Source organism: Pseudomonas sp. S10E 269 (assembly GCF_002798465.1).
Classification (GTDB): domain Bacteria; phylum Pseudomonadota; class Gammaproteobacteria; order Pseudomonadales; family Pseudomonadaceae; genus Aquipseudomonas; species Aquipseudomonas pergaminensis.
The window spans coordinates 1732340-1758795 of record NZ_PHIJ01000001.1 but is presented as its reverse complement, the minus strand read 5'-3'; the positions used below and the strand labels follow the sequence as shown (position 1 = coordinate 1758795).

The 26456-nt window shown below is 61.4% G+C and carries 16 protein-coding genes; 9 read left to right on the top strand and 7 right to left on the bottom strand.

Annotation, left to right across the window (positions count from 1 at the left end):
• Positions 1-11 precede the first annotated feature (11 nt).
• Positions 12-242 carry a hypothetical protein gene (locus CWC48_RS08185; protein ID WP_016977201.1) on the top strand — a complete coding sequence of 77 codons (231 nt, stop codon included), beginning with the start codon at positions 12-14 and terminating at the stop codon, positions 240-242.
• Complete coding sequence (locus CWC48_RS08180; RefSeq protein ID WP_078046538.1) at positions 239-532, top strand: cell division protein ZapA; 294 nt, start codon at positions 239-241, stop codon at positions 530-532. Before CWC48_RS08185 ends, CWC48_RS08180 begins: the two co-directional genes overlap by 4 nt.
• Positions 533-539: 7 nt before the next feature.
• On the opposite strand, the gene CWC48_RS08175 is transcribed toward CWC48_RS08180, so the two are convergent.
• Both CWC48_RS08175 and putA read right to left on the bottom strand, forming a co-directional pair.
• A complete protein-coding gene (locus tag CWC48_RS08175; protein WP_100491654.1) occupies positions 540-2342 on the bottom strand; it encodes an acyl-CoA dehydrogenase in 1803 nt (600 codons plus the stop codon).
• A gap of 210 nt (positions 2343-2552) precedes the next feature.
• Positions 2553-6506, bottom strand: coding sequence for a trifunctional transcriptional regulator/proline dehydrogenase/L-glutamate gamma-semialdehyde dehydrogenase (gene putA, locus CWC48_RS08170; protein ID WP_100491653.1), 3954 nt, complete (start codon positions 6504-6506; stop codon positions 2553-2555).
• 81 nt (positions 6507-6587) lie between these two features.
• Here putA and CWC48_RS30125 point away from each other — a divergent pair, with 81 nt between their 5' ends.
• The 4 genes from CWC48_RS30125 to CWC48_RS08155 all read left to right on the top strand — a co-directional run bounded on the left by CWC48_RS30125 (position 6588) and on the right by CWC48_RS08155 (position 11343).
• Positions 6588-6845, top strand: coding sequence for a hypothetical protein (locus CWC48_RS30125; protein ID WP_143523181.1), 258 nt, complete (start codon positions 6588-6590; stop codon positions 6843-6845).
• 121 nt (positions 6846-6966) lie between these two features.
• Positions 6967-8451 (top strand): sodium/proline symporter PutP, encoded by a 1485-nt coding sequence (putP, locus tag CWC48_RS08165; RefSeq protein ID WP_078046541.1) that lies wholly within the window; start codon positions 6967-6969, stop codon positions 8449-8451.
• 204 nt (positions 8452-8655) lie between these two features.
• Positions 8656-10632, top strand: a complete 1977-nt coding sequence (locus CWC48_RS08160) for a type VI secretion system tip protein VgrG (RefSeq protein WP_100491652.1) — start codon at positions 8656-8658, stop codon at positions 10630-10632.
• A gap of 27 nt (positions 10633-10659) precedes the next feature.
• Entirely contained in the window at positions 10660-11343 is a 684-nt protein-coding gene (locus tag CWC48_RS08155; protein ID WP_177409532.1) for a DUF4123 domain-containing protein, read from the top strand.
• On the opposite strand, the gene CWC48_RS08150 is transcribed toward CWC48_RS08155, so the two are convergent.
• Complete coding sequence (locus CWC48_RS08150; protein WP_078046544.1) at positions 11329-12606, bottom strand: O-acetylhomoserine aminocarboxypropyltransferase/cysteine synthase family protein; 1278 nt, start codon at positions 12604-12606, stop codon at positions 11329-11331. The two genes, CWC48_RS08155 and CWC48_RS08150, sit on opposite strands and share 15 nt — an antisense overlap.
• 174 nt (positions 12607-12780) lie before the next feature.
• Here CWC48_RS08150 and CWC48_RS08145 point away from each other — a divergent pair, with 174 nt between their 5' ends.
• Entirely contained in the window at positions 12781-13617 is an 837-nt protein-coding gene (locus tag CWC48_RS08145; RefSeq protein WP_078046545.1) for a 23S rRNA (adenine(2030)-N(6))-methyltransferase RlmJ, read from the top strand.
• Positions 13618-13814: 197 nt separating this feature from the next.
• Here CWC48_RS08145 and msrA read toward each other — a convergent pair whose 3' ends face one another.
• From msrA to aceE, 4 genes are all read right to left on the bottom strand, one after another.
• Positions 13815-14462, bottom strand: a complete 648-nt coding sequence (gene msrA / locus CWC48_RS08140; RefSeq protein ID WP_078046546.1) for a peptide-methionine (S)-S-oxide reductase MsrA — start codon at positions 14460-14462, stop codon at positions 13815-13817.
• A gap of 73 nt (positions 14463-14535) precedes the next feature.
• Positions 14536-17229: a bifunctional diguanylate cyclase/phosphodiesterase gene (locus CWC48_RS08135; protein WP_099492871.1), complete on the bottom strand. Its 2694-nt coding sequence runs from the start codon at positions 17227-17229 to the stop codon at positions 14536-14538.
• A 315-nt stretch (positions 17230-17544) separates the two neighbouring features.
• Complete coding sequence (aceF, locus tag CWC48_RS08130; protein ID WP_100491650.1) at positions 17545-19209, bottom strand: dihydrolipoyllysine-residue acetyltransferase; 1665 nt, start codon at positions 19207-19209, stop codon at positions 17545-17547.
• Between the two features lie 11 nt (positions 19210-19220).
• Positions 19221-21866 carry a pyruvate dehydrogenase (acetyl-transferring), homodimeric type gene (gene aceE / locus CWC48_RS08125; protein ID WP_100491649.1) on the bottom strand — a complete coding sequence of 882 codons (2646 nt, stop codon included), beginning with the start codon at positions 21864-21866 and terminating at the stop codon, positions 19221-19223.
• 383 nt (positions 21867-22249) lie between these two features.
• Here aceE and glnE point away from each other — a divergent pair, with 383 nt between their 5' ends.
• On the top strand, positions 22250-25189 hold the full coding sequence (glnE, locus tag CWC48_RS08120) for a bifunctional [glutamate--ammonia ligase]-adenylyl-L-tyrosine phosphorylase/[glutamate--ammonia-ligase] adenylyltransferase (protein ID WP_100491648.1): 2940 nt from the start codon (positions 22250-22252) through the stop codon (positions 25187-25189).
• 231 nt (positions 25190-25420) lie between these two features.
• The gene (waaF, locus tag CWC48_RS08115) at positions 25421-26455 is read left to right on the top strand and encodes a lipopolysaccharide heptosyltransferase II (RefSeq protein WP_078046551.1); all 1035 of its coding nucleotides are present in this window, start codon (positions 25421-25423) and stop codon (positions 26453-26455) included.
• The last annotated feature ends 1 nt before the right edge of the window (position 26456 follow it).

Genomic DNA, 26456 nt, shown 5'->3' with positions numbered 1-26456 from the left:
GAGAAATCAAAATGTTAGAAGCATCCCTCAGCCAATTGGAACAACTGGTCAGCGACCTGGTACAGCAGAATCAGGACCTACTGGGCACCAACGAATCCCTCAAGGCCGAACTGGCGCGTGCCAAAGATGAGAACGACAGTCTGCAGTTGAACCTGATGGAACAGGAAGAGAAGCACGGCGCTACTGCCGCACGTATCCAGGCACTGGTTGAGCGTGTGAGCGCAGGGCCTGTCGGCGCATGAGTGAAGGGATAAAGGTCGTTTCGATTCTCGGAGAGGATTACTCGATCAAGGCACCGGCCGGGGAAGAGAAAACCCTGATGCACGCCGTGACCCTGCTCAAGGCGTCCCTGGCCACCACCAAGAAAAAGTACCCGACCCTGATCGGTGACAAGTTACTGGTGCTGGCGGCGCTGAACCTGTGCGCCGAGCAGATCGAAATGCAGCAGGCTCACCAGCAGGAACTCGACCGTTACCAAGAGCAAGTCAGCGCCACGGTCGATGTGATTGCCAAGGCGATCGGAACGCCTTGATCAGCGGTTAGAACCACTCATCCTGCATGCCGAGGCACGTATCATCGCGTGCCTCCAGGATCGCCAGTTCATGATGGCAGCTCGGTACTTCCCAGGTCAGGAAGTACCGGGCAGCCTGGAGCTTGCCCTTATAGAAGGCCACATCGGCCGCCACGCCCTTGGCCAGGCCTTCTTCGGCGCGAATCGCCTGTTCCAGCCAGCGCCAGCCAATCACCGTATGCCCGAACACCTTCAAGTACAGCGCCGAATTCGCCAGGCTGCTGTTGACCTTGCCGTGGGCGAGATCCGTCAGTAGGCCGATCGTCACGCTTTGCAGGCGGTTGACCAACTGCTCAAGCGGTTCCCTGAGTGGGGTGAGGCTTGGGTACTGCTGCGCCCGGGCACCGGTTTCGGCGATCAGTCTAATGAGTTGCTTCAAGCCCGCTCCGCCGTTCTGTGCGAGCTTGCGCCCGAGCAAATCCAGGGACTGGATGCCATGGGTGCCTTCATGGATGGGGTTCAGGCGGTTATCGCGGTAGTACTGTTCCACCGGGTATTCACGGGTGTAGCCGTGGCCACCGAGAATCTGGATCGCCAGTTCGTTGGCCTTGAGGCAGAACTCCGAGGGCCAGGATTTGACGATAGGGGTGAGCAAGTCCAGCAGTTCATGGGCGTGCTTGCGCTCGGCTTCGGTTTCCAGGGTGGTGGTGTCGTCGAACAGGCGAGCGGCGTAGAGGCCGAGGTCGAAGGCGCCTTCCACGTAGGACTTTTGGGTGAGCAGCATGCGCTTGATGTCGGCGTGCTGGATGATCGAGACCGGCGCAGTGGTGGGATCCTTGCTATCAGGCAGGCGACCTTGCGGGCGTTCACGGGCGTACTCCAGGGAGTAGAGGTAGCCGGCATAACCGAGCATCACCGCGCCCATGCCCACGCCGATGCGTGCCTCGTTCATCATCTGGAACATGCAGCTCAACCCCTGGTGCGGCTTGCCCACCAGGTAGCCGACACAGTTGCCGTTGTCGCCGAAATTCAACGCCGTGGACGTGGTGCCGCGCCAGCCCATCTTGTGGAAAAGCCCCGCCAGCAGCACGTCGTTGCGTTCCCCCAGGCTGCCGTCGTCGTTGACCAGGAACTTGGGCACGATAAACAGCGAAATGCCCTTCACTCCGGGCGGCGCATCCGGCAGCTTGGCCAACACCATGTGCACGATGTTTTCCGACAGTGGGTGATCGCCGCCGGAAATGAAGATCTTGTTGCCCTTGAGCCGATATGTGCCGTCCGCCGCAGGCTCGGCGCGGGTACGAATATCCGACAGCGATGAGCCGGCGTGGGGTTCGGTGAGGGCCATGGTGCCGAAGAAACGGCCATCGATCATCGGCTGCAGGAAGCGTTGTTTCTGATCGTCGGTGCCGAAGCTTTCGATCAGGTTGGCGGCGCCCATGGTCAGGAACGGGTAGGACGTGGACGCGGCGTTGGCCGACTGGAAGTGCGCGAAACAGGCTTGCGACAGCAGGGTGGGCAGTTGCATGCCGCCCGCTTCAAAGCTGCGGGCTGCGTTGAGGAAGCCGGCTTCGAGGAACGCATCCACCGCCGGCTTCACTTCCGGAATCAGGATGGCCTTGCCGTCTTCGTAGCGCGGTTCGTTTTCGTCGTTCTTGCGGTTGTGAGGGGCGAAATACTTCTCGGCAATAGTGCGCGCGGTACTGATGGCCGCATCGAAGGTTTCGCGATTGTGCTCGGCAAACCGCTCGCGCTGGGTCAGGCCCTCGGCATCGAGGACTTCATACAGCTCGAAAGCCAGATTGCGGGAACTGAGCAGCGTCTCGGACATGGCGGCTTACCTTTGGAGGAATTGGCCTGAGTCTAAGTGCGCGAATATATGCTGGATAGCAAGATTGATTTGCGTGATGGAGGGGCAGAACGCGGGCGGAAGGTTGGATGCGGTCAATGTGGGAGCTGGCTTGCCTGCGATGAGGCCGTGCCAGCTGACATCTAAGTCACTGGCCCACCGCTATCGCAGGCAAGCCAGCTCCCACATGAGTTAACCGATAGTCATCAGGCTCGCATTCCCACCTGCCGCAGCCGTGTTAACGCTCAATGCCCGCTCGATCACCAAACGCTCCAGCGCAATCGCTGTCTCGCCTTGGGACAAACCATGCACCCCGACAATCGCCCCGCCACGCTGGGCCACTTGCTGGCACACCGCACGCAGTTGATCGGAATCACCGTGGTGCAGGACGGCGTCGAACACCACGTCATCCTTGGTCCAGTCGGCCACGCGCTTGATCTTCGCCTGAATCTCCTTCGGCAGGCGTGGGAACAAGGCCTTGGTCAGGTCGGTTTCCGGCCATACCGCAGAACCGCCAACAGCCAGTACCGCCGCCAGTTGTGTCAGCAGGTCGCCTTCTACGTCCGCCAGGCACAGCACGTGCTCGCGGGGCAGGATGGCGTAGCTGTTGCGCTCGCCGGTCGGGCCGGCCAGTTGACGGGTGATACCGCTTTGCGATTGCGCGGCAAACTGGCTGCACAGGGCGCTCAGGTCGCTGAATTGATTGCTGTCGGCCCAGGTTTTCAGGGCGGTCAGCGGCTGGCTCATGGCGTCGCGCAAACGAACATCCGGTGCAGCCAGTGCATCGCCACGTACGAAGGATTGCTCGATGGCATCCGTAGGGCGAGTCGACAGCAGGCGGTACAGGTACAGCGGACCACCGGCTTTCGGGCCAGTGCCCGACAGGCCTTCGCCGCCGAACGGTTGCACGCCAACCACGGCACCGACGATGTTGCGGTTGACGTAGACGTTACCGGCATTGACGTTGTCGATCACCTTGGCGATGGTTTCGTCGATACGGGTATGCACGCCCAGGGTCAGGCCGTAGCCGGAAGCATTGATCTGGCCGATGAGCTGGTCGATCTCTTTGCGCTTGTAGCGCACCACGTGCAGTACCGGGCCAAAGATTTCGCGTTGCAGTTCGTCGAAGCTTTCCAGCTCGATCAGGGTTGGCATCACGAAGGTGCCGCGCTTGATCTCGTCGCCGTCGGCAATGGCCACCTGGTACACGTTGCGGCCTTTGTCGCGCATGGCCTGGATGTGTTTCTCGATACCGGCCTTGGCTTCGGCGTCGATCACCGGGCCGATATCCACGGACAGGCGCTCCGGGTTACCGAGGCGGCATTCAGCCATGGCGCCCTTGAGCATTTCGATGACACGGTCTGCCGAATCTTCCTGCAGGCACAGCACGCGCAGGGCCGAGCAGCGTTGGCCGGCACTGTCGAAGGCCGAGGACACCACGTCGATTACCACTTGTTCGGTGAGCGCTGAGGAGTCGACGATCATCGCGTTCTGGCCGCCAGTTTCGGCGATCAGCGGGATCGGACGGCCCTGGGCATCCAGGCGGCCGGCGACATTGCGTTGCAGCAGGCGCGCCACTTCGGTGGAGCCGGTGAACATCACGCCTTTGACGCGATCATCACCCACCAGGCGCGCACCGACGGTTTCGCCCTGGCCCGGCAGCAGTTGCAGCACGCCTTCCGGAATGCCGGCTTCCAGCAGGATGCGCACGGCTTGCGCGGCGACCAGCGGGGTTTGTTCGGCCGGCTTGGCCAATACCGGGTTACCGGCGGCCAGTGCGGCAGCGACTTGACCGCTGAAGATCGCCAGCGGGAAGTTCCACGGGCTGATGCAGACCACCGGGCCCAATGGGCGGTGGGCATCATTGGTGAAGTCATTGCGCGCCTGCACCGCGTAGTAGCGCAGGAAGTCCACGGCTTCACGCACTTCGGCGATGGCGTTGGCGAAGGTCTTGCCGGCTTCACGGGCCAGCAGGCCCATCAGTGGCTGAATCTCGCCTTCCATCAGGTCGGCGGCACGTTCCAGGATCGCGGCGCGCTCGGCGGGCGGGGTGGCCTGCCAGATCGGACCGGCGCTGATAGCGCACTGGATAGCGTTGTCGACGTCTTCGACGGTGGCTTCTTGCACATGACCGACCACGTCACGCAGGTCGGACGGGTTCAGTACCGGCGCCGCCGCTTGCTCGCTGGAGGCGCAACCGAGCATCGGCGCAGCTTTCCAGTTGTTGTGAGCCGTGGCCAGCAAGGCGCAGGACAGCGACGCCAGGCGGTGTTCGTTGGCCAGGTCGATACCGGCCGAATTGGCGCGGTCGCTGCCGTACAGGTCACGCGGCAATGGAATGCGCGGGTGCGGCAGGCCGAAGCCGCCTTCCAGCGTGGCCATTTGCTCGATGCTGGCCACTGGGTCGGCCACCAGCTCCTGGATCGAAATGGATTGGTCGGCAATTCGGTTGACGAACGAGGTGTTCGCGCCGTTTTCCAGCAGGCGACGGACCAGGTAGGCCAGCAGCGTTTCGTGGGTGCCGACTGGAGCGTACACGCGGCACGGACGGTTCAGCTTGCCATCGGCAACCTTGCCTACAACCTGCTCGTACAGCGGTTCGCCCATGCCGTGCAGGCATTGGAACTCGTACTGGCCGGGGTAATAGTTCTGACCGGCGATATGGTAGATGGCCGACAGCGTGTGAGCGTTATGCGTGGCGAACTGCGGGTAGATGACTTCCGGCACCGACAGCAGTTTGCGTGCGCAGGCAATGTACGAAACGTCGGTGTACACCTTGCGGGTGTACACCGGGTAGCCTTCCAGGCCTTCGACCTGGGCGCGCTTGATTTCGCTGTCCCAGTACGCGCCTTTTACCAGGCGGATCATCAGGCGGTGGCGGCTGCGGCGCGCCAGGTCGATGACGTAGTCGATCACATACGGGCAACGCTTCTGGTAGGCCTGGATCACGAAACCGATGCCGTTCCAGCCGGTCAGTTGCTGCTCGAAGCACAGGCGCTCGAGCAGGTCCAGGGACAGCTCCAGGCGGTCGGCTTCTTCGGCGTCGATGTTCAGGCCGATGTCGTATTGCTTGGCCAGCAGGGTCAGGGACAGCAGGCGCGGGTACAGCTCGTCCATCACACGCTCGTACTGTGCGCGGCTGTAGCGCGGGTGCAGCGCCGACAGCTTGATGGAAATGCCCGGGCCTTCATAAATCCCACGCCCATGGGAGGCTTTGCCGATGGAGTGAATGGCTTGTTCGTACGAGGCCAGGTACTTCTGCGCATCGTGTTCGGTCAGCGCGGCTTCACCGAGCATGTCGTAGGAATAGCGGAAGCCTTTGGCTTCGAACTTGCTCGCGTTGGCCAAGGCTTCGGCGATGGTTTCACCGGTGACAAACTGCTCGCCCATCAGGCGCATGGCCATGTCGACGCCCTTGCGGATCATCGGCTCGCCGCTCTTGCCGATGATGCGGCTCAGGGACGAGGTGAGGCCGGCTTCGTTGTGGGTGGCGACCAGTTTACCGGTCAGCAGCAGGCCCCAGGTCGCGGCGTTGACGAACAACGACGGGCTGTTGCCCAGGTGCGGCTGCCAGTTGCCGGTGCTGATCTTGTCGCGGATCAGCGCGTCGCGGGTGCCTTTGTCCGGGATGCGCAGCAGCGCTTCGGCCAGGCACATCAGGGCCACGCCTTCCTGGGACGACAGGGAAAATTCTTGCAGCAGGCCTTGAACAATCCCTGCACGGCCGCCTGCGCTCTTCTGATTACGCAGTTTTTCGGCAATCGACGCCGCCAGCTTGTTGGTGGCTTCGGCCATTGGCGCCGGCAGGCGGGCTTGCTCGATCAGCATCGGTACCACTTCCGGCTCGGGGCGACGGTAAGCGGCAGTGATCGAAGCGCGCAGCACGGATTGCGGCAGGATGCTTTCGGCGAACTCAAGGAAGCACTGGTGGGCGTGGTCGGTCTGGACCTCGCCAGCGTCGTCAACGTCCTTGCTGCTCAAACCATTGAGTTCAGTCAGGGTTGCACCACCCTCCAGTTTCTCCAGGTAATTGAAGATCGCCTGCTTGATCAGCCAGTGCGGCGTGCGATCAATGGAGGTCGCGGCCGCCTTCAAGCGCTCGCGGGTCGGGTCGTCAAGTTTGACCCCAAGGGTGGTCGTAGCCATTTTCTTATCCTCATGGGTGCCACTACCGAGTGGCATTAGCTGGCGGCAAGATTAGCTTTGCGCATGCAGAGGTGCAACCGGGTGCAACCCATTTTCTTCAGGAATTTTTCGATCGTGATCGGGAAAAAAACCGGCCTTCGACGGAATCCGCTTCGCCTTGGTGCGTTTGCTTCTGAGATCGGCTGTTCTTGCTCCGAAAAGGAGCAAAAACGGGGTGTTTTCCGCAAAACACACCTAGGTGCAACTTATTCTCAAGAAACTGGTTGCACCTTATTTGCTTTGTTGAATAGCATTCGCGCCCAAGGTGCAACCAACTTAATCGTTGGGTTCATCGGCTGACGGCTTTCCTGGGGAAACGTCAGTCATAAATGCGCGGCACGCAGCTACGTCTACCTACTTCCAGTGGGGGGCCGTCTGACAGACCGCCGCTACATAAAAACAAAGCCAGGGCGTCACTCTTATGAGCGTTAGTAATCCAACCCTGATCACGTTCGTGATCTACATCGCAGCAATGGTGCTGATCGGCTTCATGGCCTATCGCTCCACCAACAACCTTTCCGATTACATCCTGGGCGGTCGTAGCCTCGGTAGCGTGGTGACTGCCTTGTCGGCCGGCGCTTCCGACATGAGCGGCTGGTTGTTGATGGGCTTGCCGGGCGCGATCTACATGTCTGGCCTGTCGGAAAGCTGGATCGCCATTGGCCTGATCGTCGGTGCCTACCTCAACTGGCTGTTCGTCGCCGGTCGCCTGCGGGTACAGACCGAGCACAACGGTGACGCCCTGACGCTGCCGGATTACTTCTCCAGCCGTTTCGAAGACAAGAGCGGCCTGCTGCGGATCATCTCCGCCGTCGTGATCCTGGTGTTCTTCACCATCTACTGCGCCTCCGGCATCGTCGCCGGTGCCCGCCTGTTCGAAAGCACCTTCGGCATGTCCTACGAGACCGCGCTGTGGGCCGGTGCAGCAGCGACTATTGCCTACACCTTCGTTGGTGGTTTCCTGGCGGTGAGCTGGACAGATACCGTACAAGCCACACTGATGATCTTCGCGCTGATCCTGACGCCGATCATCGTGCTGCTGGCAACCGGTGGTGTCGATACCACCTTCCTGGCGATCGAAGCCAAGAACCCTGACAACTTCAACATGCTGAAGAACACCACCTTCATTGGCATCATCTCGCTGATGGGCTGGGGCCTGGGTTACTTCGGCCAGCCGCACATCCTCGCGCGTTTCATGGCGGCAGATTCGGTGAAGTCGATTGCCAACGCACGTCGCATCTCCATGACCTGGATGATCCTGTGCCTGGGCGGCACCGTGGCGGTGGGCTTCTTCGGTATCGCGTACTTCTCGGCGCACCCGGAAGTGGCCGGCCCGGTCAACGAGAACCACGAGCGTGTGTTCATCGAGCTGGCCAAGCTGCTGTTCAACCCATGGATCGCCGGCGTGCTGCTGTCGGCCATTCTGGCTGCCGTCATGAGCACCCTGAGCTGCCAACTGCTGGTGTGCTCCAGCGCCCTGACCGAAGACTTCTACAAGACCTTCCTGCGCAAGACTGCCTCCCAGCTTGAACTGGTGTGGGTCGGCCGTGCCATGGTGCTGCTGGTGGCCCTGGTCGCCATCGCCCTGGCCGCCAACCCGAACAACCGTGTTCTGGGCCTGGTGAGCTACGCTTGGGCAGGTTTCGGTGCTGCCTTCGGCCCTGTGGTGCTGATCTCGGTGATCTGGAAAAACATGACCCGCAACGGCGCACTGGCCGGCATCCTGGTCGGCGCGATCACCGTGATCGTGTGGAAGCACTTCGAGCTGCTGGGCCTGTACGAAATCATCCCAGGCTTCATCTTTGCCAGCCTCGCGATCTACTTCGTGAGCAAGATGGGCGCACCGACGGCGGGTATGGTCGAGCGTTTTGATGCTGCGGAAAAAGACTACAACCTCAACAAGTAATTCGCCGGGCGTTAAGCGCCTGATGAGTTGAAAAAAAGGCCCGCGTCCTACGGATGGCGGGCCTTTTTTTGCGTGTGTTTTACGTCGCTCCGAAGAGGATTCTGACGTGTCTGTGTAGGGTTTTACTGATTTATCTGGGCCGTGCTCAGCAGGGCGGAACAGTGATGCAAAATCCGCCTCCCACCCCTCGCAGAGAAACACCGGATGTTCGCTCCTGCCAATCAAAGTGCCTTTACCCTGTCCCTGGACGGGGCGCCCAGTGAGTTCAAGGTGTTCGAATTCAAGGGGGACGAATCCATCAGCCGGCCCTATCGTTTCGAGCTCGAACTGGTCAGTGAGCAACCTGATCTGGATCTTGAAGGCCTGCTGCATCACCCGGTGTACCTGGGGTTCGATGAGCACGGCCATGGTGTTCATGGCCTGGTTTACCGTATGGCGCAGGGTGATTCGGGTCGGCGGCTGACGCGTTATCAGATGACGCTCGTGCCGCAGCTTGCCTATCTGGATCACAGCAGCCACCAGCGCATTTTCCAGCACAAGACGGTGCCGCAGATTGTCGCGCAAGTGCTGGAGGGGCAGGGTATCCAGGGGGATCGTTTCGAATTCCGCCTCAGTGGTACCTACCCCGAACGCGAGTATTGCGTGCAGTTTGGCGAGACGGATCTGGCGTTCATCCAGCGGCTGTGCGGGGAGTTGGGCATTCACTATCACTTCCAGCATTCGGCCGAGGGGCATTTGCTGGTCTTTGGCGATGACCAGACCGTCTTTGCCCAAGCCGACCCGCCCACGCCTTACACCCCCGGGTCCGGGATGGTGGCGGATACCCCGGCGATCAAGCGGTTTACGGTGCAGGTGCAGACCTGCACCACGGCCATGAACCTGCGCGATTACGACTTTCGCAAACCGCGGCTGGGCCTTGAAAGTGCGGTGGCTGGCGAGCAGCTTCCGAAGCTTGAAATGCAGGTTTACCCCGGTCACTTCAGCGACCGCGCCCATGGAAAATACCTGGCACAACGTGGCTTGGAGCGCCATCGCAGTGATTACCGCATCGCCCATGGCAGCGGGGATGAGCCGGCATTGGCCAGTGGCAGGTTCCTCAATCTGAGCGGTCATCCGCGCGACGAATGGAATGACCTGTGGCTGGTAACGCAGGTGACCCACGAGGGCAAGCAACCCCAGGTGCTGGAAGAGGCTGTGACCGAGGCGGCAGGCGCGGATTTTCGCCAGGGGTATCGCAACGAATTCAGCGCCGCACCATGGGACGTGATTTTCCGTCCGCCGGTGGAGGAGCATGCGCGGCCAATGGTTTCCGGTTATCAGCAAGCGGTGGTCACCGGCCCCGTCGACAGTGAAATCCATTGCGATGAGTACGGCCGGGTCAAGGTGCAACTGGCCTGGGACCGCGCCGGTGACTATAACGATCATTCCAGTTGCTGGCTGAGGGTTGCCAGTGGGTGGGCGCATGATCGCTATGGGTCGGTGCTGATCCCACGAGTCGGCATGGAAGTGCTGGTGGGCTTCGTCAACGGCGACATGGACATGCCGTTGGTCATGGGCTGCTTACCCAACGCGGCAACGCAGGTGCCCCTCGACCTGCCGGCAGACAAGACCCGCAGTATCTTGCGCAGCCAAAGCAGCCCCGGTGGGGGTGGTTACAACGAATTGCGCATCGAAGATCGCAAGGGCGCCGAGGAGATCTACCTGCGGGCCCAGCGAGACTGGACGCAGCATGTGTTGCATGACCACCGGGTGACCGTAGGCGGCGCGTCTCATCACGAACTGCAAGGCGAAGAACAGCGCATTACCCATGGCAATCGCCTGACCGACCTCAAGCAGGACGATCACTTGATAGTCAATGGCTCGCAGCAGGTACGCGCCGGGCAGACCATTCAAATAGGCGCAGGGCAAAGCATCGTTATCGATGCGGGGGCGACGGTCACGATTCAGGCAGGTGGGCAGTCAATCACGCTGTCTGCCGGCGGCATTTTCAGCAGCGTACCCATCCAACTGGGTAGTTCGCCCGTGCCGGTGGCAGCGCCGTTGATGCCTGGGCTGAAGGACACGTTGCTGGCAGTTATTCCTGTGCCTCTGAGTCGGGCGCAAGTGGCCAGCCTGAAGCGCAGCGCGCCGTTCTGCGAAGAGTGCGAGCGTTGCAAGAAGGGCCAATGCAATCTCAATTGACGTGCATCTTGAAAGGACTTTATGCCGATGCTGCAAAGCTTACTTGCTGGTGAAAAAATCTTCGCGGTCATGAGCGCTGCCAGTGACGCCAAACCCTTGGACGCTTGGCGTACGCTACTCGGCGGCGCCCCGCCACAGCCCGTTTGGGCCGGCACGGCCTATGCGACATGGGATGAGGTGATGCCCTATGTGGGAATCGTCGAGCCGGGCAGCCCTTTCCTTGAATGGGCGGCTTCCACTGACGCTACGGATTGGGGCTGGCTGGCCATCTCGTCGAGCCCATTGGAGAGGGTGGTTGCACACCTGCAAAGCCTGACCAAGGTGTATCTGCCTGATGGCCAGGAAGTGTTTCTGCGCTTTTGGGATGGGGTGCAGTTTCTGCCGATCATTCAGCAGTTGGGGGGTGAGATATTGCCGGTGTTCCAGCGTTACCTGATCAATGGCCAACCGCTGGACGTCAAGACTGGCCCGGTCACTGCCGCCAAAACCAGCCCATGGTGGCGGGTGCCCGCCGGGTTGGTGGAGCACTTGGCGGAGCAATCGCCGCAGACCCTTATTCACAATCTGCTGCAATGGCTCGAAGAACAACGACCCGACCTTCATATCGCCTTTGCGCCGACGACCTTGCATCACAAGGTCGCTTACTTCGCGCGCGGCACGGATATCAGTTATCAGTCGCTGGCCGACTACCTGTCTTCAGAGCTGCGTTGATTCCAGTGCCTGCTGCAAGTCTTCGATCAGGTCTTCGATCGCCTCGATGCCCACCGACAGGCGAATCATTTCCGGCTTCACACCAGCCTTGGCTTGTTCCTGCTCGTTCATCTGCCGGTGGGTGGTGGAGGCGGGGTGGCAGGCCAGGGATTTTGCATCGCCGATATTCACCAGGCGCTTGAAGATTTGCAGGGCGTCGTAGAAGCGCACGCCGGCCGCATAGCCACCTTTGAGGCCGAAGGAGAGGATCGCCGAGGGTTTGCCCTGTAGGTATTTCTGCGCCAGCGCGTGATGAGGGTGATCGGGCAGGCCGGCATAGCTGACCCATTCCACGTCGGCGTGGCCTTGCAGGAACTGCGCAACTTTCAAGGCGTTTTCGGTATGGCGTTCCATGCGCAGGGCCAGGGTCTCCAGGCCCTGCAACAGTAGGAAAGCGTTCATCGGCGCCAGCGCCGCGCCGGTATTGCGTAGCGGGACGGTGCGAGCACGGGCGATAAAGGCGGCGGGGCCGAATTTTTCGGTGTAGACCACGCCGTGATAGGCGGGCTCTGGGTTATTCAGCCCGGGGAATTTCTGCGGATATTTCGTCCAGGGAAATGTGCCGCTGTCGACGATCACACCGCCGAGGGAATTGCCGTGGCCGCCGATGTATTTGGTCACCGAGTGCACCACGATGTCGGCGCCGAACTGGATCGGCTTGCACAGGATCGGCGTGGCCACGGTGTTGTCCACCACCAGCGGCACGCCACGGGCGTGGGCGACATTGGCCAGGGCTTCGATATCGATGATGTTGCCCGCGGGGTTGCCGATGCTTTCGCAGTAGACCAGCTTGGTGTTGTCGTCGATCAGCTCCGCGATGGCTTCGGGAGAGTCATCGCGGGCAAAACGCACATCGACGCCGAAGCTTGGCAGCAAGTGGGCGAACAAGGTGTACGTGCCGCCATAGAGCTGCGGGGTGGTGACGATATTGTCGCCGGCACGGGTGAGGGTCTGAATCGCGTAGTGGATCGCCGCGCTGCCGGCCGACACCGCCAGGCCTGCGATACCGCCTTCAAGTGCGGCGATGCGCTGTTCCAGCACGTCATTGGTGGGGTTCATGATGCGCGTGTAGATATTGCCTGGCACGTCCAGGTTGAACAGGTCGGCACCGTGCTGGGCGTTATCGAATTCAAAGGCGACGTTCTGGTAGATCGGCACGGCGACGGCCTTGGTGGTCGGGTCCGATTTGAAGCCGTGGTGCAGCGCGATGGTGGCGTCTTTCATGATGGTTAGTGACCTCCCTGGATTGTGGATTGCCACAATAAATCTGCCCCGGCGTGAGCATTTAGATTTTTTCCGGGTGTCACCCTGACTTTTTGGCATAAGCACCGCCCGGCACGCCGCACTGCACCAACGCCCGCGTAAAAGGTAAACTTCGCCCCCTGCGCAGGAGCAACCATGAATTATCGTCACGCCTTTCACGCCGGCAACCATGCCGATGTCTTCAAACACCTGACCTTGACCCGCCTCATCGCCCTGATGTCGCGCAAGGAGCAGCCGTTCGCCTACCTCGACACCCATGCGGGGATCGGTCTGTACGACCTGCAAGGCGACCAGGCCAACCGCACCGGTGAATACCTGGAAGGCATCGCGCGCCTGTGGGGCGAAAATGACCTGCCGCCGCTGACCGCCGACTACATGCGCGTGCTGCATGAAATGAACCCGGATGGCGAGTTGCGCTACTACCCCGGTTCGCCGGAACTTGCGCGACGCCTGACGCGCCCCCAGGACCGCGTGCTGCTCAATGAAAAGCACCCGGAAGACGGTGTGTTGCTCAAGGACAACATGAAGGGTGATCGCCGCGTCAAAGTGCACTTGGGCGAAGGCTGGCATGTGCCGCGTGCCCTGCTGCCGGTGCCGGAAAAGCGCGCGTTGATGCTGATCGACCCGCCGTTCGAGAAACTCGACGAAATGCAACGCTGCGCGGCGTCCCTGAAGGAAGCCGTGGGCCGCATGCGCCAGACCGTCGCGGCGATCTGGTACCCGGTGAAAGACCAGCGCATGCTGCGCCGTTTCTACCAGGACTTGGCCGGTACCGGTGCACCGAAGTTGTTGCGTGTGGAATTGCTGGTGCACCCGCTGGATACGCCCAATACCCTGACGGGTTCGGGCCTGGCGATCGCCAACCCGCCGTGGGGCCTGGAAGAGGAGCTGCGTGAGCTGCTGCCATGGCTGTCCAAGAAGCTCGGTCAGACCCAGGGTGGCTGGCAGATGGATTGGCTGATCGCTGAGTAGTCAGCAACGCTGATCAATTTGCGGGGGGGGGCGGCTGTTGTGGTGAGCGAGCTTGCTCGCGCTGGGCTGCGTAGCAACCCCAAAACCAGTCACCACGGTCTATCTGAAAAACCGTAGCGGCCTTGTTGGGGCCGCTTCGCGCCCCAGCGCGAGCAAGCTCGCTCACCACAGGGGATCTGTGTAACCACAAAATGGCTTCAGATCGGGCAGGTCACGCCTGTGCCGCCAATCCCGCAATAGCCCTGCGGGTTCTTTGCCAGGTACTGCTGGTGATACGCCTCGGCGAAGTACACCGTCGGGGCTTCTTCGATCTCAGTGGTAATCGCACCCAGGCCGGCCTTGGTCAGTTCGCCTTGATACGCCTCGGCACTCGCCTGCGCCGCTGCCAGTTGCTCCGGCGTAGTCGCGTAGATCACCGAACGGTACTGGCTGCCGATGTCATTGCCCTGTCGCATGCCCTGGGTCGGGTTGTGCAATTCCCAGAACATCTTCAGCAGGTCTTCGTATTTCACCTTGGCCTGGTCATACACCACCAGCACCACTTCGCTGTGGCCGGTCAGGCCCGAGCAGACTTCTTCATAGGTCGGGTTCGGCGTGTAGCCGCCGGCGTAGCCGACCACGGTGCTGACCACGCCATCGCGCTGCCAGAACCGACGCTCGGCACCCCAGAAGCAGCCCAGGCCGAAGATTGCAAAGCCGACGTCATCAAGGAACGGGCCCAGCAGCGGGTTGCCGTTGACGAAGTGAGTCTCTGGCAGCGCCATCGGGGTTTCACGGCCAGGCAGAGCTTGTTCTTGGGTAGGCAGCACGTTTTTGTTCACCAGAATTTCCGAGCGCAAGGCCATGATCAGTCCTCTCGTCAGGTTGAGTTAGCGGTAAATTGTCAGACCGTCAGTGTGCCCGAGTGTTACAGCGCTGTCAGGCGATTGGCCCGCGCGGGTAGCGTTTTAGCATCGCCAGCAGCTCTGCGCCGGGTATCGGCCGGTCGAACAGGTAACCCTGGCCCACATCGCAGCGGTGGCGGCGCAGGAACGCCAGTTGCTCGGCGGTCTCGATGCCCTCGGCGACCACTTTGAGCTTGAGGTTGTGGGCCATGGCGATCACTGCGGAGGTGATTTCCATGTCGTCCTGGTTGTCCGGGATCTCGTGGATAAAACTGCGATCGATCTTGATGATGTCGATGGGGAATTTTTTCAGGTAACTCAGCGACGAGTAACCGGTGCCGAAGTCGTCCATGGCCAGGGTCAGGCCAAAGCTCTTCAATTGATCAAGCTGCAGGCGCGTGTCTTCGGTGGCTTCCAGCAGCAAGCCTTCGGTCAACTCCAGCTCCAGCAGGTTGGCCGGCAGTTGTTCTTCCTTGAGGATCGTGGCAATCGAAGCCACCAGGTCCGGGTCGGAGAACTGCTTGGGTGACAGGTTGATCGCCACCTGCAGGTTGCCCATGCCCGCGGCGGTCAACTGCCTGCTCATGCGGCAGGCCTGGCGCGCGATCCATTTGCCGATAGGGATGATCAGGCCGGTTTCTTCAGCCACGCTGATGAATTGGTCCGGGCGGATCATGCCTTTTTCCGGGTGGTTCCAGCGCAGCAGCGCCTCCATGCCCAGCAAACGGCCACTGCGCAGGCACAGCTTGGGCTGATAGAACACGTCCAGCTCGTTCTGGGTGAGGGCGCGGCGCAGGTTGTTCTCGACGAACAGCTTGTAGCTGGCCTCGGCATTCAGCGCTTCGGTAAACACCTGTACCTGGTGTTTACCATTGGCCTTGGCCTTGTGCAGGGCCAGGCCGGCGTTGCGCATAAGTGTCTGCGGGTCGCGGCCATGCAGCGGCGCGCACGCCAGGCCCACGGAGCCGGTGACGCTGATCAATTGGTTGTCGACAAACATCGGCTTGTCGAGGGTTGCCAGCAGTTGGCTGGCAACCTGCTGGCCGCTCTCCAGGTCGGTATCGTCCAGCAACACCGCAAACTCGTTACTCGCAAACCGCGCCAGGCTGCCACCGGCACTCAGGCTGTTGCGCAATCGGCGCGCCAGGCTGATCAGCAGTTTGTCGCCGGTCTGGTGGCCGAGGCTGTCGTTGATGCGCTTGAAGTTGTCGATGTCCACCAGCAACAGGCTGATCGGGCTGTCGCTGTCACGGGCAAAGCGTTCGTCGAGGTTGCGGATGAACGCCGGGCGGTTGCCCAGGTTGGTCAGGTTGTCGGTGTAGGCCAGGCGCTCGATGCGCTGCTGGGCCAGCTTGGTCTGGGTGATGTCTTCGTAGATGCCGATGTAGTGCGTCAGCTCGCGGTTGTCGCCGTACACCTTGGAGATCGACAGCTGGCCCCAGTAGGGTTCGAGGTTTTTGCGTCGGCTCTTGAATTCGCCCTGCCAACTGTTGCTCTTGGCCAGGCTCGACGGTGCATCGAAGAGCAGTTCGCTGAGGTTCTCCAGCGCCGGCAACTGGGCCAGGCGGTGGCCGTGGACCTCTTCGGCGCTGTACTGGGTGATCGCGGTGAAGCTCGGGTTGACGTACTCGACGACGCCGTCGCAGTTGACCAGCAGGAAAGCGTTGGCGCTTTGTTCCACGGCACGCTGGAACAGGTGCAGGGCGCTGGTGGCGGTGCGGCGATTGTGATTGTTGATCACTTGAGCGAATTGGTCGGCCAGCTCGCCGGCGAAGGCGATTTCATCGGCCTGCCAGGCACGCGTGCTGCCGCTTTGCTCTAGGCACAGCACGCCCACCACCTGGCCATCGACGCGAATGCTGGCGTCCAGCATGGCGTGGATGTCGTTGGCGCGTAGGTTGTCGGCCATTTCCCGGGTGCGTGGGTCGCGCATCGCGTTAGTGGCGTCGATGGCCCTGCTGGTGTGCAAGGCCTCCAGGTAGTCCGGGAAACAACTGGCATCAATGGGGTCGGGCAAATGGTGCTGCTGATTGTCGCGGTGGTAGGCCGAGATCGGCACCAGGTGATGGCCTTCGAGGTTCCAGATGCTGGCGCAGTCAATCTGATAGATATCGCAGGCGCTGCGGGTGATCAGCTCGGCGGCTTCTTGCAATGAATTATTGGTGGTGTAGCGATGGCGGGCCAGCAGCAGGATCAGCTCCTGTTGGGCGCGCACCCGCTCCAGGTGCTGCAGCTGTTCCTGCTGGGCGCGCTGGTTGAGTTCCAGGGCGATCTGCAGGCGGCTGTTCTGGTTCTCCAGGTCTGCCGTCGGGGCAGCAGTGGGGATTTCACTGAACAGGCCATCGACCACCATCAAGTAGCCGCGCAGCAGGTGGCGATTGTGTTGTTTGTAGGCTTCGCCCATTTCCAGCAGGCTCAGTGGGCCGTCGCTGGTGTGCAGGGTGTAGCGCACCAGGTAGTGAGGGCTATGGGTCAGTTGCTGCTGGATAGTGTCGTGCAACTCATAGCGCGCCTGGGGCTCCATCAGGCTGGCGTAGGGGGTGCCGAGCAGGGCGCACAGCTCGACCGCCGGTAGGCCGAATTGGCGCTCGCAGTTGGGGTCGAGGTAAAGGAGGGCCCAGCTTGCCTCATTAAGCCGCTCGAAACGCAGCATACCGAGGCGCGAAGGCACCGGTAACTGCGTCACTACCTCGGCCGCCATTCGGGCGACATCGGGTTGGCTTTTCATGGGGGAGACTCACTTGAAATAACGCGCACGGCGCCGGGCTCACGCCCTCTTTTCTGTTGCCTGCGGCAAGGTTGCATCATGCGGCGCGGGCTGACAAGAGAGGATGAAGGCTAAGTGCTATAAGGGGGTTATCGGCCGCGAGAGGGATTTCTGCAATCGAGGTGATGGAAGGTGTACAAACCTGTTTTGTGTGTCCAGCTTCCTACGGGGCAACAGGCAAAAAAAGCCCCGCCAAGTGGCGGGGTTGAGGTACGAGCGTGGCGCTCGAAAATCGTTGCAGCCAGGCCTCCTCGGTGAAGAGGAGGCCATGGCGACTTACAGCAGGATAGTGCGGATATCGTTCAGCAGTTGGCTCAGACGCTGCGTGAAGCGTGCAGCGGCGGCGCCGTTGATCACACGGTGATCGTAGGACAGCGACAGTGGCAGCATCAGCTTCGGCTGGAACGCTTTACCGTCCCACACAGGCTGGATAGTGGCCTTGGACACACCCAGGATCGCCACTTCCGGCGCGTTGACGATTGGCGTGAAGCCAGTGCCGCCAATGTGGCCGAGGCTGGAGATGGTGAAGCACGCGCCCTGCATGTCGTCCGGGGTGAGCTTCTTGTCGCGGGCCTTGGCAGCCAGTGCAGCGGCTTCCGCAGCGAGTTGCAGCAGGCTCTTCTGGTCGACGTTCTTGATGACCGGTACCAGCAGGCCATCCGGGGTGTCGACCGCAAAGCCGATGTGCACGTACTTCTTGCGAATGATCGCTTTGCCGCTTGGCGCCAGCGAAGCATTGAAGTCCGGCAGCTCCTTGAGCAGGTGCGCGCACGCCTTGAGCAGCAATGGCAGCACGGTCAGCTTCACGCCGGCCTTCTCGGCCACGGCTTTCTGCGCAACGCGGAAAGCTTCCAGGTCGGTGATGTCGGCCTGGTCGAACTGGGTCACGTGCGGGATGTTCAGCCAGCTGGCGTGCAGGCCGGCCGCGCCGATTTGCATCAGGCGGGTCATCGGCACTTCTTCGATTTCGCCGAAGCGGCTGAAGTCGACGGTGCGGATCGGCGGAATGCCCGAACCACCGGTAGCGCCGCCAGCAGCTGGCGCTTCCTTGGCCTTCTGCATCATGGCCTTGACGTAAACCTGCACGTCTTCCTTCAGCACGCGACCGTGAGGGCCAGTGGCCGACACAGCGCTCAGCTCAACGCCGAACTCACGGGCCAGCTGACGCACGGCAGGGCCGGCGTGCACCTTGGCGCCGCTTGGCGCTGGAGCGGCAGCAGCAGGGGCCGGAGCAGCCTCGGCTTTGGCAGCAGGCGCAGGGGCGGCAGCAGCCGGAGCCGGAGCCGGAGCCGGAGCCGATTCAGCCTTGGCAGCCGGAGCGGCCGCTGGTGCTGGAGCGGCAGCAGGTGCGGCGCCTTGTACTTTCAGCTTGAGGATGAAGTCGCCAGTGCCGACTTCGTCTTCCAGCTTGACCGCGATGCTTTCCACCACGCCGGCAGCCGGCGAAGGGATTTCCATGGAGGCCTTGTCGGACTCCAGGGTGATCAGCGACTGGTCGGCTTCGACGGTGTCGCCCACCTTGACCAGCAGCTCGATGATCTTGGCCTTGCCCGACGAACCGATGTCCGGGACATGAATGTCCTGGACGCTAGCGGCGGCAGGTGCAGCGGCCGGGGCCGGAGCGGGCTCGGCAGCAGCCGGTTTTTCAGCAGCAGGGGCAGGTGCAGCAGCGGCAGCAGGAGCCGCCGCAGGGGCCGCATCAGCGGCACCTTCGATTTCCAGCTCCAGCAGTTCGTCGCCTTCTTTCAGGCGGTCGCCCAGCTTCACTTTCAGGCTCTTGACCACGCCGGCCTTGGGAGCAGGGATTTCCATGCTCGCCTTGTCCGACTCCAGGGTCAGGATGCTCTGGTCGGCTTCGACGGTGTCGCCGACCTTCACAAACAGCTCGATTACTTCACCTTCACCGCTGCCGATGTCAGGTACGCGAATGAGTTCGCTCACAAAAAATCTCCTCAGCAGTCCAGTGGGTTGCGTTTTTCCGGGTTGATCCCGAACTTGACGATAGCGTCAGCCACCACCTTAGGTTCGATCTCACCACGGTCAGCCAAGGCTTCCAAGGCTGCCAACACCACGAAGTGACGGTCAACTTCGAAGAAGTGACGCAGCTTCTTGCGGCTGTCACTGCGGCCGAAACCGTCGGTGCCCAGGACTTTGAATTCCTTGGACGGGACCCACTGGCGAATTTGTTCAGCAAACAGTTTCATGTAGTCGGTCGATGCGATCACCGGGCCTTTACGGCCAGTCAGGCATTCTTCGACGAACGTGCGCTGTGGCTTCTGGCCAGGGTGCAGGCGGTTGTGACGCTCTACGGCCAGGCCATCGCGACGCAGTTCGTTGAAGCTGGTAACGCTCCACACGTCAGCGCCGACGTTGAACTCGTCACGCAGGATCTTCGCCGCTTCACGCACTTCGCGCAGGATGGTGCCGGAGCCCATCAGCTGTACGTGGTGCGCCGCTTCCTTGGTGTCTTCTTCGAGCAGGTACATGCCCTTGATGATGCCTTCCTCGACACCGGCCGGCATGGCTGGTTGCTGGTAGGACTCGTTCATCACGGTGATGTAGTAGAAAACGTCCTGCTGCTCTTCGGTCATCTTCTTCATGCCGTCCTGGATGATCACCGCCAGCTCGTAGCCGTAGGTAGGATCAAAGGTGCGGCAGTTCGGGATGGTGGCAGCCAAGATGTGGCTGTGACCGTCTTCGTGTTGCAGGCCTTCGCCGTTCAGCGTGGTACGGCCGGCGGTGCCGCCGATCAGGAAGCCACGGGTACGGCTGTCGCCTGCTGCCCAAGCCAGGTCGCCGATACGCTGGAAACCGAACATCGAGTAGAAGATGTAGAACGGCAGCATCGGCTGGTTGTGGCTGGAGTACGAAGTACCGGCAGCGATGAAGGAGCTCATGGCGCCCGCTTCGTTGATGCCTTCTTCGAGGATCTGGCCCTTCTTGTCTTCCTTGTAGAACATCACCTGGTCTTTATCGACTGGCTCGTACAGCTGGCCGACGGAGGAGTAGATGCCCAACTGACGGAACATGCCTTCCATACCGAAGGTACGGGCTTCGTCCGGGATGATCGGAACGATGCGCGGGCCGATGTCCTTGTCCTTGACCAGCTGCGCCAGGATGCGCACGAAAGCCATGGTGGTGGAGATTTCACGGTCGCCCGAGCCGTCGAGGATAGCCTTGAGGGTGCTCAGGTCTGGCGTCGGTACGCTGAAGCTGTTGGCGCGACGCTGTGGCACGAAACCACCCAGTGCGGCGCGGCGCTCGGCCAGGTAGCGGGCTTCCGCGCTGTTCGGCTCCGGCTTGAAGAACGGCAGGTTCTCCAGCTCTTCGTCCTTGACCGGGATGTCGAAGCGGTCGCGGAACAACTTCAGGCTGTCGACATCGACTTTCTTGGTGTTGTGCGCGGTGTTCTTCGCTTCGCCGGCACCGGTGCCATAACCCTTGATGGTCTTGGCCAGGATGACAGTCGGTTGTTCTTTGTGGTTGACCGCTTCGTGGTACGCCGCATAGACCTTGTACGGGTCGTGGCCGCCACGGTTGAGTTTCCAGATCTCGTCGTCGGACAGGTCGGCAACCATCGCCTTGAGTTCAGGCGTGTTGAAGAAGTGTTCACGCACGAACGCGCCGTCTTTGGCCTTGTAGTTCTGGTACTCGCCGTCGATGACTTCGTCCATGCGACGTTGCAGGATACCGTCGACATCCTTGGCCAGCAGTGGGTCCCAGAAACGGCCCCAGATGACTTTGGTCACGTTCCACTGAGCACCGCGGAACACGCCTTCGAGTTCCTGGATGATCTTGCCGTTGCCGCGAACCGGGCCGTCGAGGCGCTGCAGGTTGCAGTTGATGACGAAGATCAGGTTGTCCAGCTTCTCGCGGCCGGCCAGGGAGATGGCGCCCAGGGATTCCGGCTCGTCACACTCGCCGTCGCCCAGGAAGCACCAGACTTTCTGCTTGCCTGCAGGGATGAAGCCACGGGCTTCCAGGTACTTCATGAAACGTGCCTGGTAGATCGCTTGAATTGGACCCAGACCCATGGAAACGGTCGGGAACTGCCAGAAATCAGGCATCAGCCAAGGGTGCGGGTACGACGACAGGCCGTTACCGTCCACTTCCTGGCGGAAGTTGTTCATGTGTTCTTCGGTGATGCGGCCTTCCATGAACGCACGGGCGTAGACGCCTGGCGAGGTGTGGCCCTGGAAGTAGATCAGGTCGCCGCCGTGTTCGTCGGTCGGGGCCTGGAAGAAGTAGTTGAAGCCGATGTCATACAGGGTTGCGCTGGAAGCGAAGCTGGAGATGTGACCGCCCAGGTCCGAATCTTTCAAGTTCGTGCGCATTACCATCGCCATGGCGTTCCAACGTACCAGCGAGCGAATGCGGCGTTCCATGAACAGGTCGCCAGGCATGCGTGCTTCGTGGGTAACGGGGATGGTGTTGCGGTATGGCGTAGTGATGGCGTAAGGCAGTTGCGAGCCGCTGCGGGTCGCGAGTTCGCCCATACGGGTCATCAGGTAGTGAGCACGGTCTTCGCCTTCTTTGTCGAGAACCGATTCCAGGGCGTCCAGCCATTCCTGGGTTTCGACGGGATCGAGGTCTTGCATGGCTTGCTCCAGGGCGGAAAGGCTACCAGAATCGGTTGCCTGAAGTTTGCGACTGGCCTTGTGGGCAGACGACATAAATTCTTGGATGGCCGAAGGTTGCTTCGGCGTCCTGTAGTTTTACTACAAATCGTCGGCCATTTCAGCCTTTCGAATGTATATACGAGTAGTAAAACTACACAAGACTGAGCGTATGGCTCGGTCTGGCTGGTGAGCATAATCGTTATTGTTGATCTTTTGCGAACAAGAAAAGGTGAAAGTTTGATGTTGGCTGCCAAAATGAAATTAATTTCAGCTATTTATCACCTTTGTTCGACAGTCCTTCATAGAGCGTGGTTCTTGCGTTCACAACTACACGCCCTTTACGCGCCGATCAAGGATAGACCATGAGCCTTCCAACGCTGGTCGAACTGCCAGCCATTCTTTTGCCAAAAGCCCAGCGGGCCGAGCAGTCATTTCGTGACGCAGTGGCCGCGCTGGACGACGATCATGGACTTTCTGCGTGGACGCCGCAACGGTGGGCCGACTTCGCCCGCGTGTGCGCCGCCAGTGATTTCGTCATTGAACAGAGTGTTCGTGACCCTTTGATGTTGCTGGAGCTGGTGGCCTGGGGCGAGCTGGACCGTGGCTTTGCGCCCGGCGAGCTGTGCGGGCAGATCGCTGGCGCTGTGCAACAAGCCGAAACAGAAGATGAGCTGGGCCGCGTGCTGCGTCGCCAGCGTACGCGCCAGCAAGTGCGCATCATCTGGCGCGACCTCACCCGCCAGGCGGACCTGGTGCAAACCTGCCGCGACCTGTCCGACATGGCCGACGCCAGCATCGACCAGGCCTACCAATGGCTGTACCAGCGCCACTGCGTGCAGTTCGGTACGCCCACCGGCCGGCGCAGCGGCGAGCCGCAGCACATGGTGATCCTCGGCATGGGCAAGCTCGGTGCCGTGGAGCTGAACCTGTCGTCGGATATCGACCTGATCTTCGCCTACCCCGAGGGCGGTGAAACCGTCGGCGTCAAACGCTCCCTGGACAACCAGGAATTCTTTATTCGTCTTGGTCAAAAACTGATCAAGGCCCTCGACCCGATGACCGTCGATGGCTTCGTGTTCCGCGTCGACATGCGCCTGCGCCCTTACGGTTCGGCGGGCGCGCTGGTGCTCAGCTTCAACGCTCTGGAACAGTACTACCAGGATCAGGGTCGTGACTGGGAGCGCTACGCCATGATCAAGGCGCGGGTGGTCGCCGGCGACCAGGCAGCGGGCGCGCAATTGCTCGACATGCTGCGGCCGTTCGTCTACCGCCGCTACCTGGACTTCTCCGCGATCGAAGCGCTGCGCACCATGAAGCAGTTGATCCAGCAGGAAGTGCGGCGCAAAGGCATGGCCGACAACATCAAGCTGGGCTCGGGTGGCATCCGTGAAGTGGAATTTATCGCCCAGGCATTCCAACTGATCCACGGCGGTCGCGACCTCAGCCTGCAACAGCGGCCGCTGCTCAAGGTGCTTGGCACGCTGGAAGGGCAGGGCTACCTGCCGCCTGCGGTGATCGCCGAATTGCGCAATGGCTACGAATTCCTGCGGTACACCGAGCACGCGATCCAGGCGATTGCCGACCGGCAGACGCAGATGCTTCCGGACAGCCCGGAAGACCAGGCGCGCATTGCCTTTATGCTCGGCTTTGCTGATTGGGCCGCCTTCCATGAACGCCTGATGCACTGGCGCGGTCGCGTGGACTGGCACTTCCGCCAAGTGATTGCCGATCCGGACGAAGAAGAGGGCGAAGAAAGCGAATTGGTCGTGGGCGGTGAGTGGTTGCCGCTGTGGGAAGAGTCCCAAGACGAAGACGCAGCCTGCCGCCAACTGGCCGAAGGCGGTTTCACCGATGCGCCCAAGGCACTCAAGGCGCTGGCCGGCCTGCGCGGCAGCCCGCAACTGCGCGCCATGCAGCGCCTGGGGCGCGAACGGCTGGACGCCTTTATTCCGCGCCTACTCGCCCAAGCTGTTGAACATGCCAACCCGGACCTGGTGCTGGAGCGCGTGCTGCCGCTGGTGGAAGCCGTCGCCCGGCGTTCCGCTTATCTGGTGCTGCTCACGGAAAACCCTGACGCCCTGCGTCGCCTGTTAACCCTGTGCGCCGCCAGCCCGTGGATCGCCGAGCAGATCACACGCTTCCCGCTGTTGCTCGATGAATTGCTCAACGAAGGCCGCCTGTTCAAGCCACCGTTGGCGCCGGAGCTGGCTGCCGAGCTGCGCGAGCGCCTGACGCGCATCCCGGAGGACGACCTGGAGCAACAGATGGAGGCCCTGCGGCACTTCAAGCTGGCCCACCGCCTGCGCGTGGCCGCCTCGGAAATCGCCGGCAGCCTGCCGCTGATGAAAGTCAGCGATTACCTGACCTGGCTCGCCGAGGCCATCCTCGAACAAGTGCTGGCCCTGGCCTGGCGCCAGACTGTGGCGCGCCACGGCTCGCCGCAGCGTTTGGACGGGACCCTGTGCGATCCTGGGTTCATCATTGTCGGTTATGGGAAAGTCGGCGGGATCGAACTGGGGCATGGTTCGGACCTGGACCTGGTGTTTATCCACGATGGCGATCCACAAGCGGAAACCGATGGCGCCAAGCCGATCGACGGGGCGCAGTTCTTTACGCGCCTGGGCCAGCGCATCATTCACTTGCTGACCACGCAGACCAACTCCGGCCAGTTGTACGAAGTCGACATGCGCCTGCGGCCTTCCGGCGCGTCTGGTTTGCTGGTGAGTTCGCTGGGGGCGTTTGACCGCTATCAACAAAATGAAGCCTGGACCTGGGAGCATCAGGCGCTGATCCGCGCGCGGGTGCTGGTGGGCAGCCAGGATGTGGGACAGGCATTCGAGCAGGTACGGGCTAAAGTGTTGGGGCAGGAGCGCGACCTGGCGAAGCTGCGCCAGGAGGTCAGCGAAATGCGTGCCAAGATGCGCGACAACCTGGGCACCAAGACCACGGCGGCCGGCACCGGCGCCAATGCCTTCGAGGCCACGGCGGCGTTCGACCTCAAGCAGGACGCCGGAGGTATCGTCGATATTGAATTTATGGTGCAATACGCGGCTTTGGCGTGGTCTGCGCAACATCCATCGTTGCTGCGCTACACCGACAATATCCGCATTCTGGAAGGCCTGGAGCAGGTGGGCTTGATGCCCGCCGCCGATGCCCATCTGCTGCGCGAGGTGTATAAGGCCTACCGTTCCGCTGCGCACCGCCAGGCCTTGCAAAACGAGGCCGGTACGGTGGCCGGGGATCAGTTCGCCGACGAACGGCGCCAGGTGATGCGAATCTGGAAAGAGCTGGGGTTAAGCTGATTAATTGAATGACGCCAATCCAATGTGGAAATCGGCTTTATGTGGGAGCCGGGCTTGTGTGGGAGCTGGCTTGCCTGCGATTGCATCACCTCGGTATTACTGGTATTCCGAGGCGCCTGCATCGCGGGCAAGCCCGGCTCCCACACAAGCCAGCTCCCATATAAAGCGCGACCTACAGAAATTTTCGATGCGGGGAGGCACAGGCCTCCCCGCATCGTTTGTGGAAACTACATGAATATTCTGATCGTTGGGCCCAGTTGGGTCGGTGACATGGTGATGGCGCAGACACTGTTCCAGTGCCTGCGCATGCGTTACCCGGACTGCCAGATCGACGTGCTCGCCCCCGAGTGGAGCCGGCCGATCCTCGAGCGCATGCCTGAAGTGCGCAAGGCCTTGAGCTTCCCGCTCGGCCACGGGGCCCTGGAACTGGCAACGCGCCGTCGCATCGGTAAATCCCTGGCGGGCGAATACGACCAGGCGATCCTGCTGCCCAACTCGCTCAAGTCGGCGTTGGTGCCGTATTTTGCCGGCATCCCCAAGCGCACCGGCTGGCGTGGCGAGTTCCGCTACGTGCTGCTCAATGACGTGCGCACGCTGGACAAAGCCCGCTACCCACTGATGATCGAACGCTTCATGGCCCTGGCCTATGAGCCGGGTGCCGAGTTGCCCAAGCCGTATCCGCGCCCGAGCTTGCAGATCGACCCGCTGAGCCGCGACGCCGCCCTGGCCAAGTTCGGCCTGACCCTGGATCGCCCGGTATTGGCCTTGTGCCCCGGGGCTGAGTTTGGCGAGTCCAAGCGCTGGCCGTCGGAGCATTACGCCAAGGTCGCCGAGGCCAAGATCCGTGAAGGCTGGCAGGTGTGGCTGTTTGGTTCGAAGAAAGACCACCCGGTGGGTGAGGACATCCGCCAGCGCCTGATTCCGGGCCTGCGCGAAGAGGCAGTGAACCTCAGCGGCGACACGTCCCTGGCCGAGGCCATCGACTTGCTGTCCTGCGCCGATTCGGTGGTGTCCAATGACTCCGGCCTGATGCACGTGGCCGCGGCGCTGAACCGCCCCCTGGTGGCGGTGTACGGCTCCACCTCGCCGGGCTTCACCCCGCCATTGGCCGACCAGGTCGAAGTGGTGCGCCTGGGCCTGGAGTGCAGCCCGTGTTTTGATCGCACCTGCCGTTTCGGTCACTACAACTGCATGCGGCAATTACTGCCGCAGCCGGTGAACGAGGCCTTGCAGCGGTTGCAGGGCTCTGTGGTCGAGGTCCGATAGT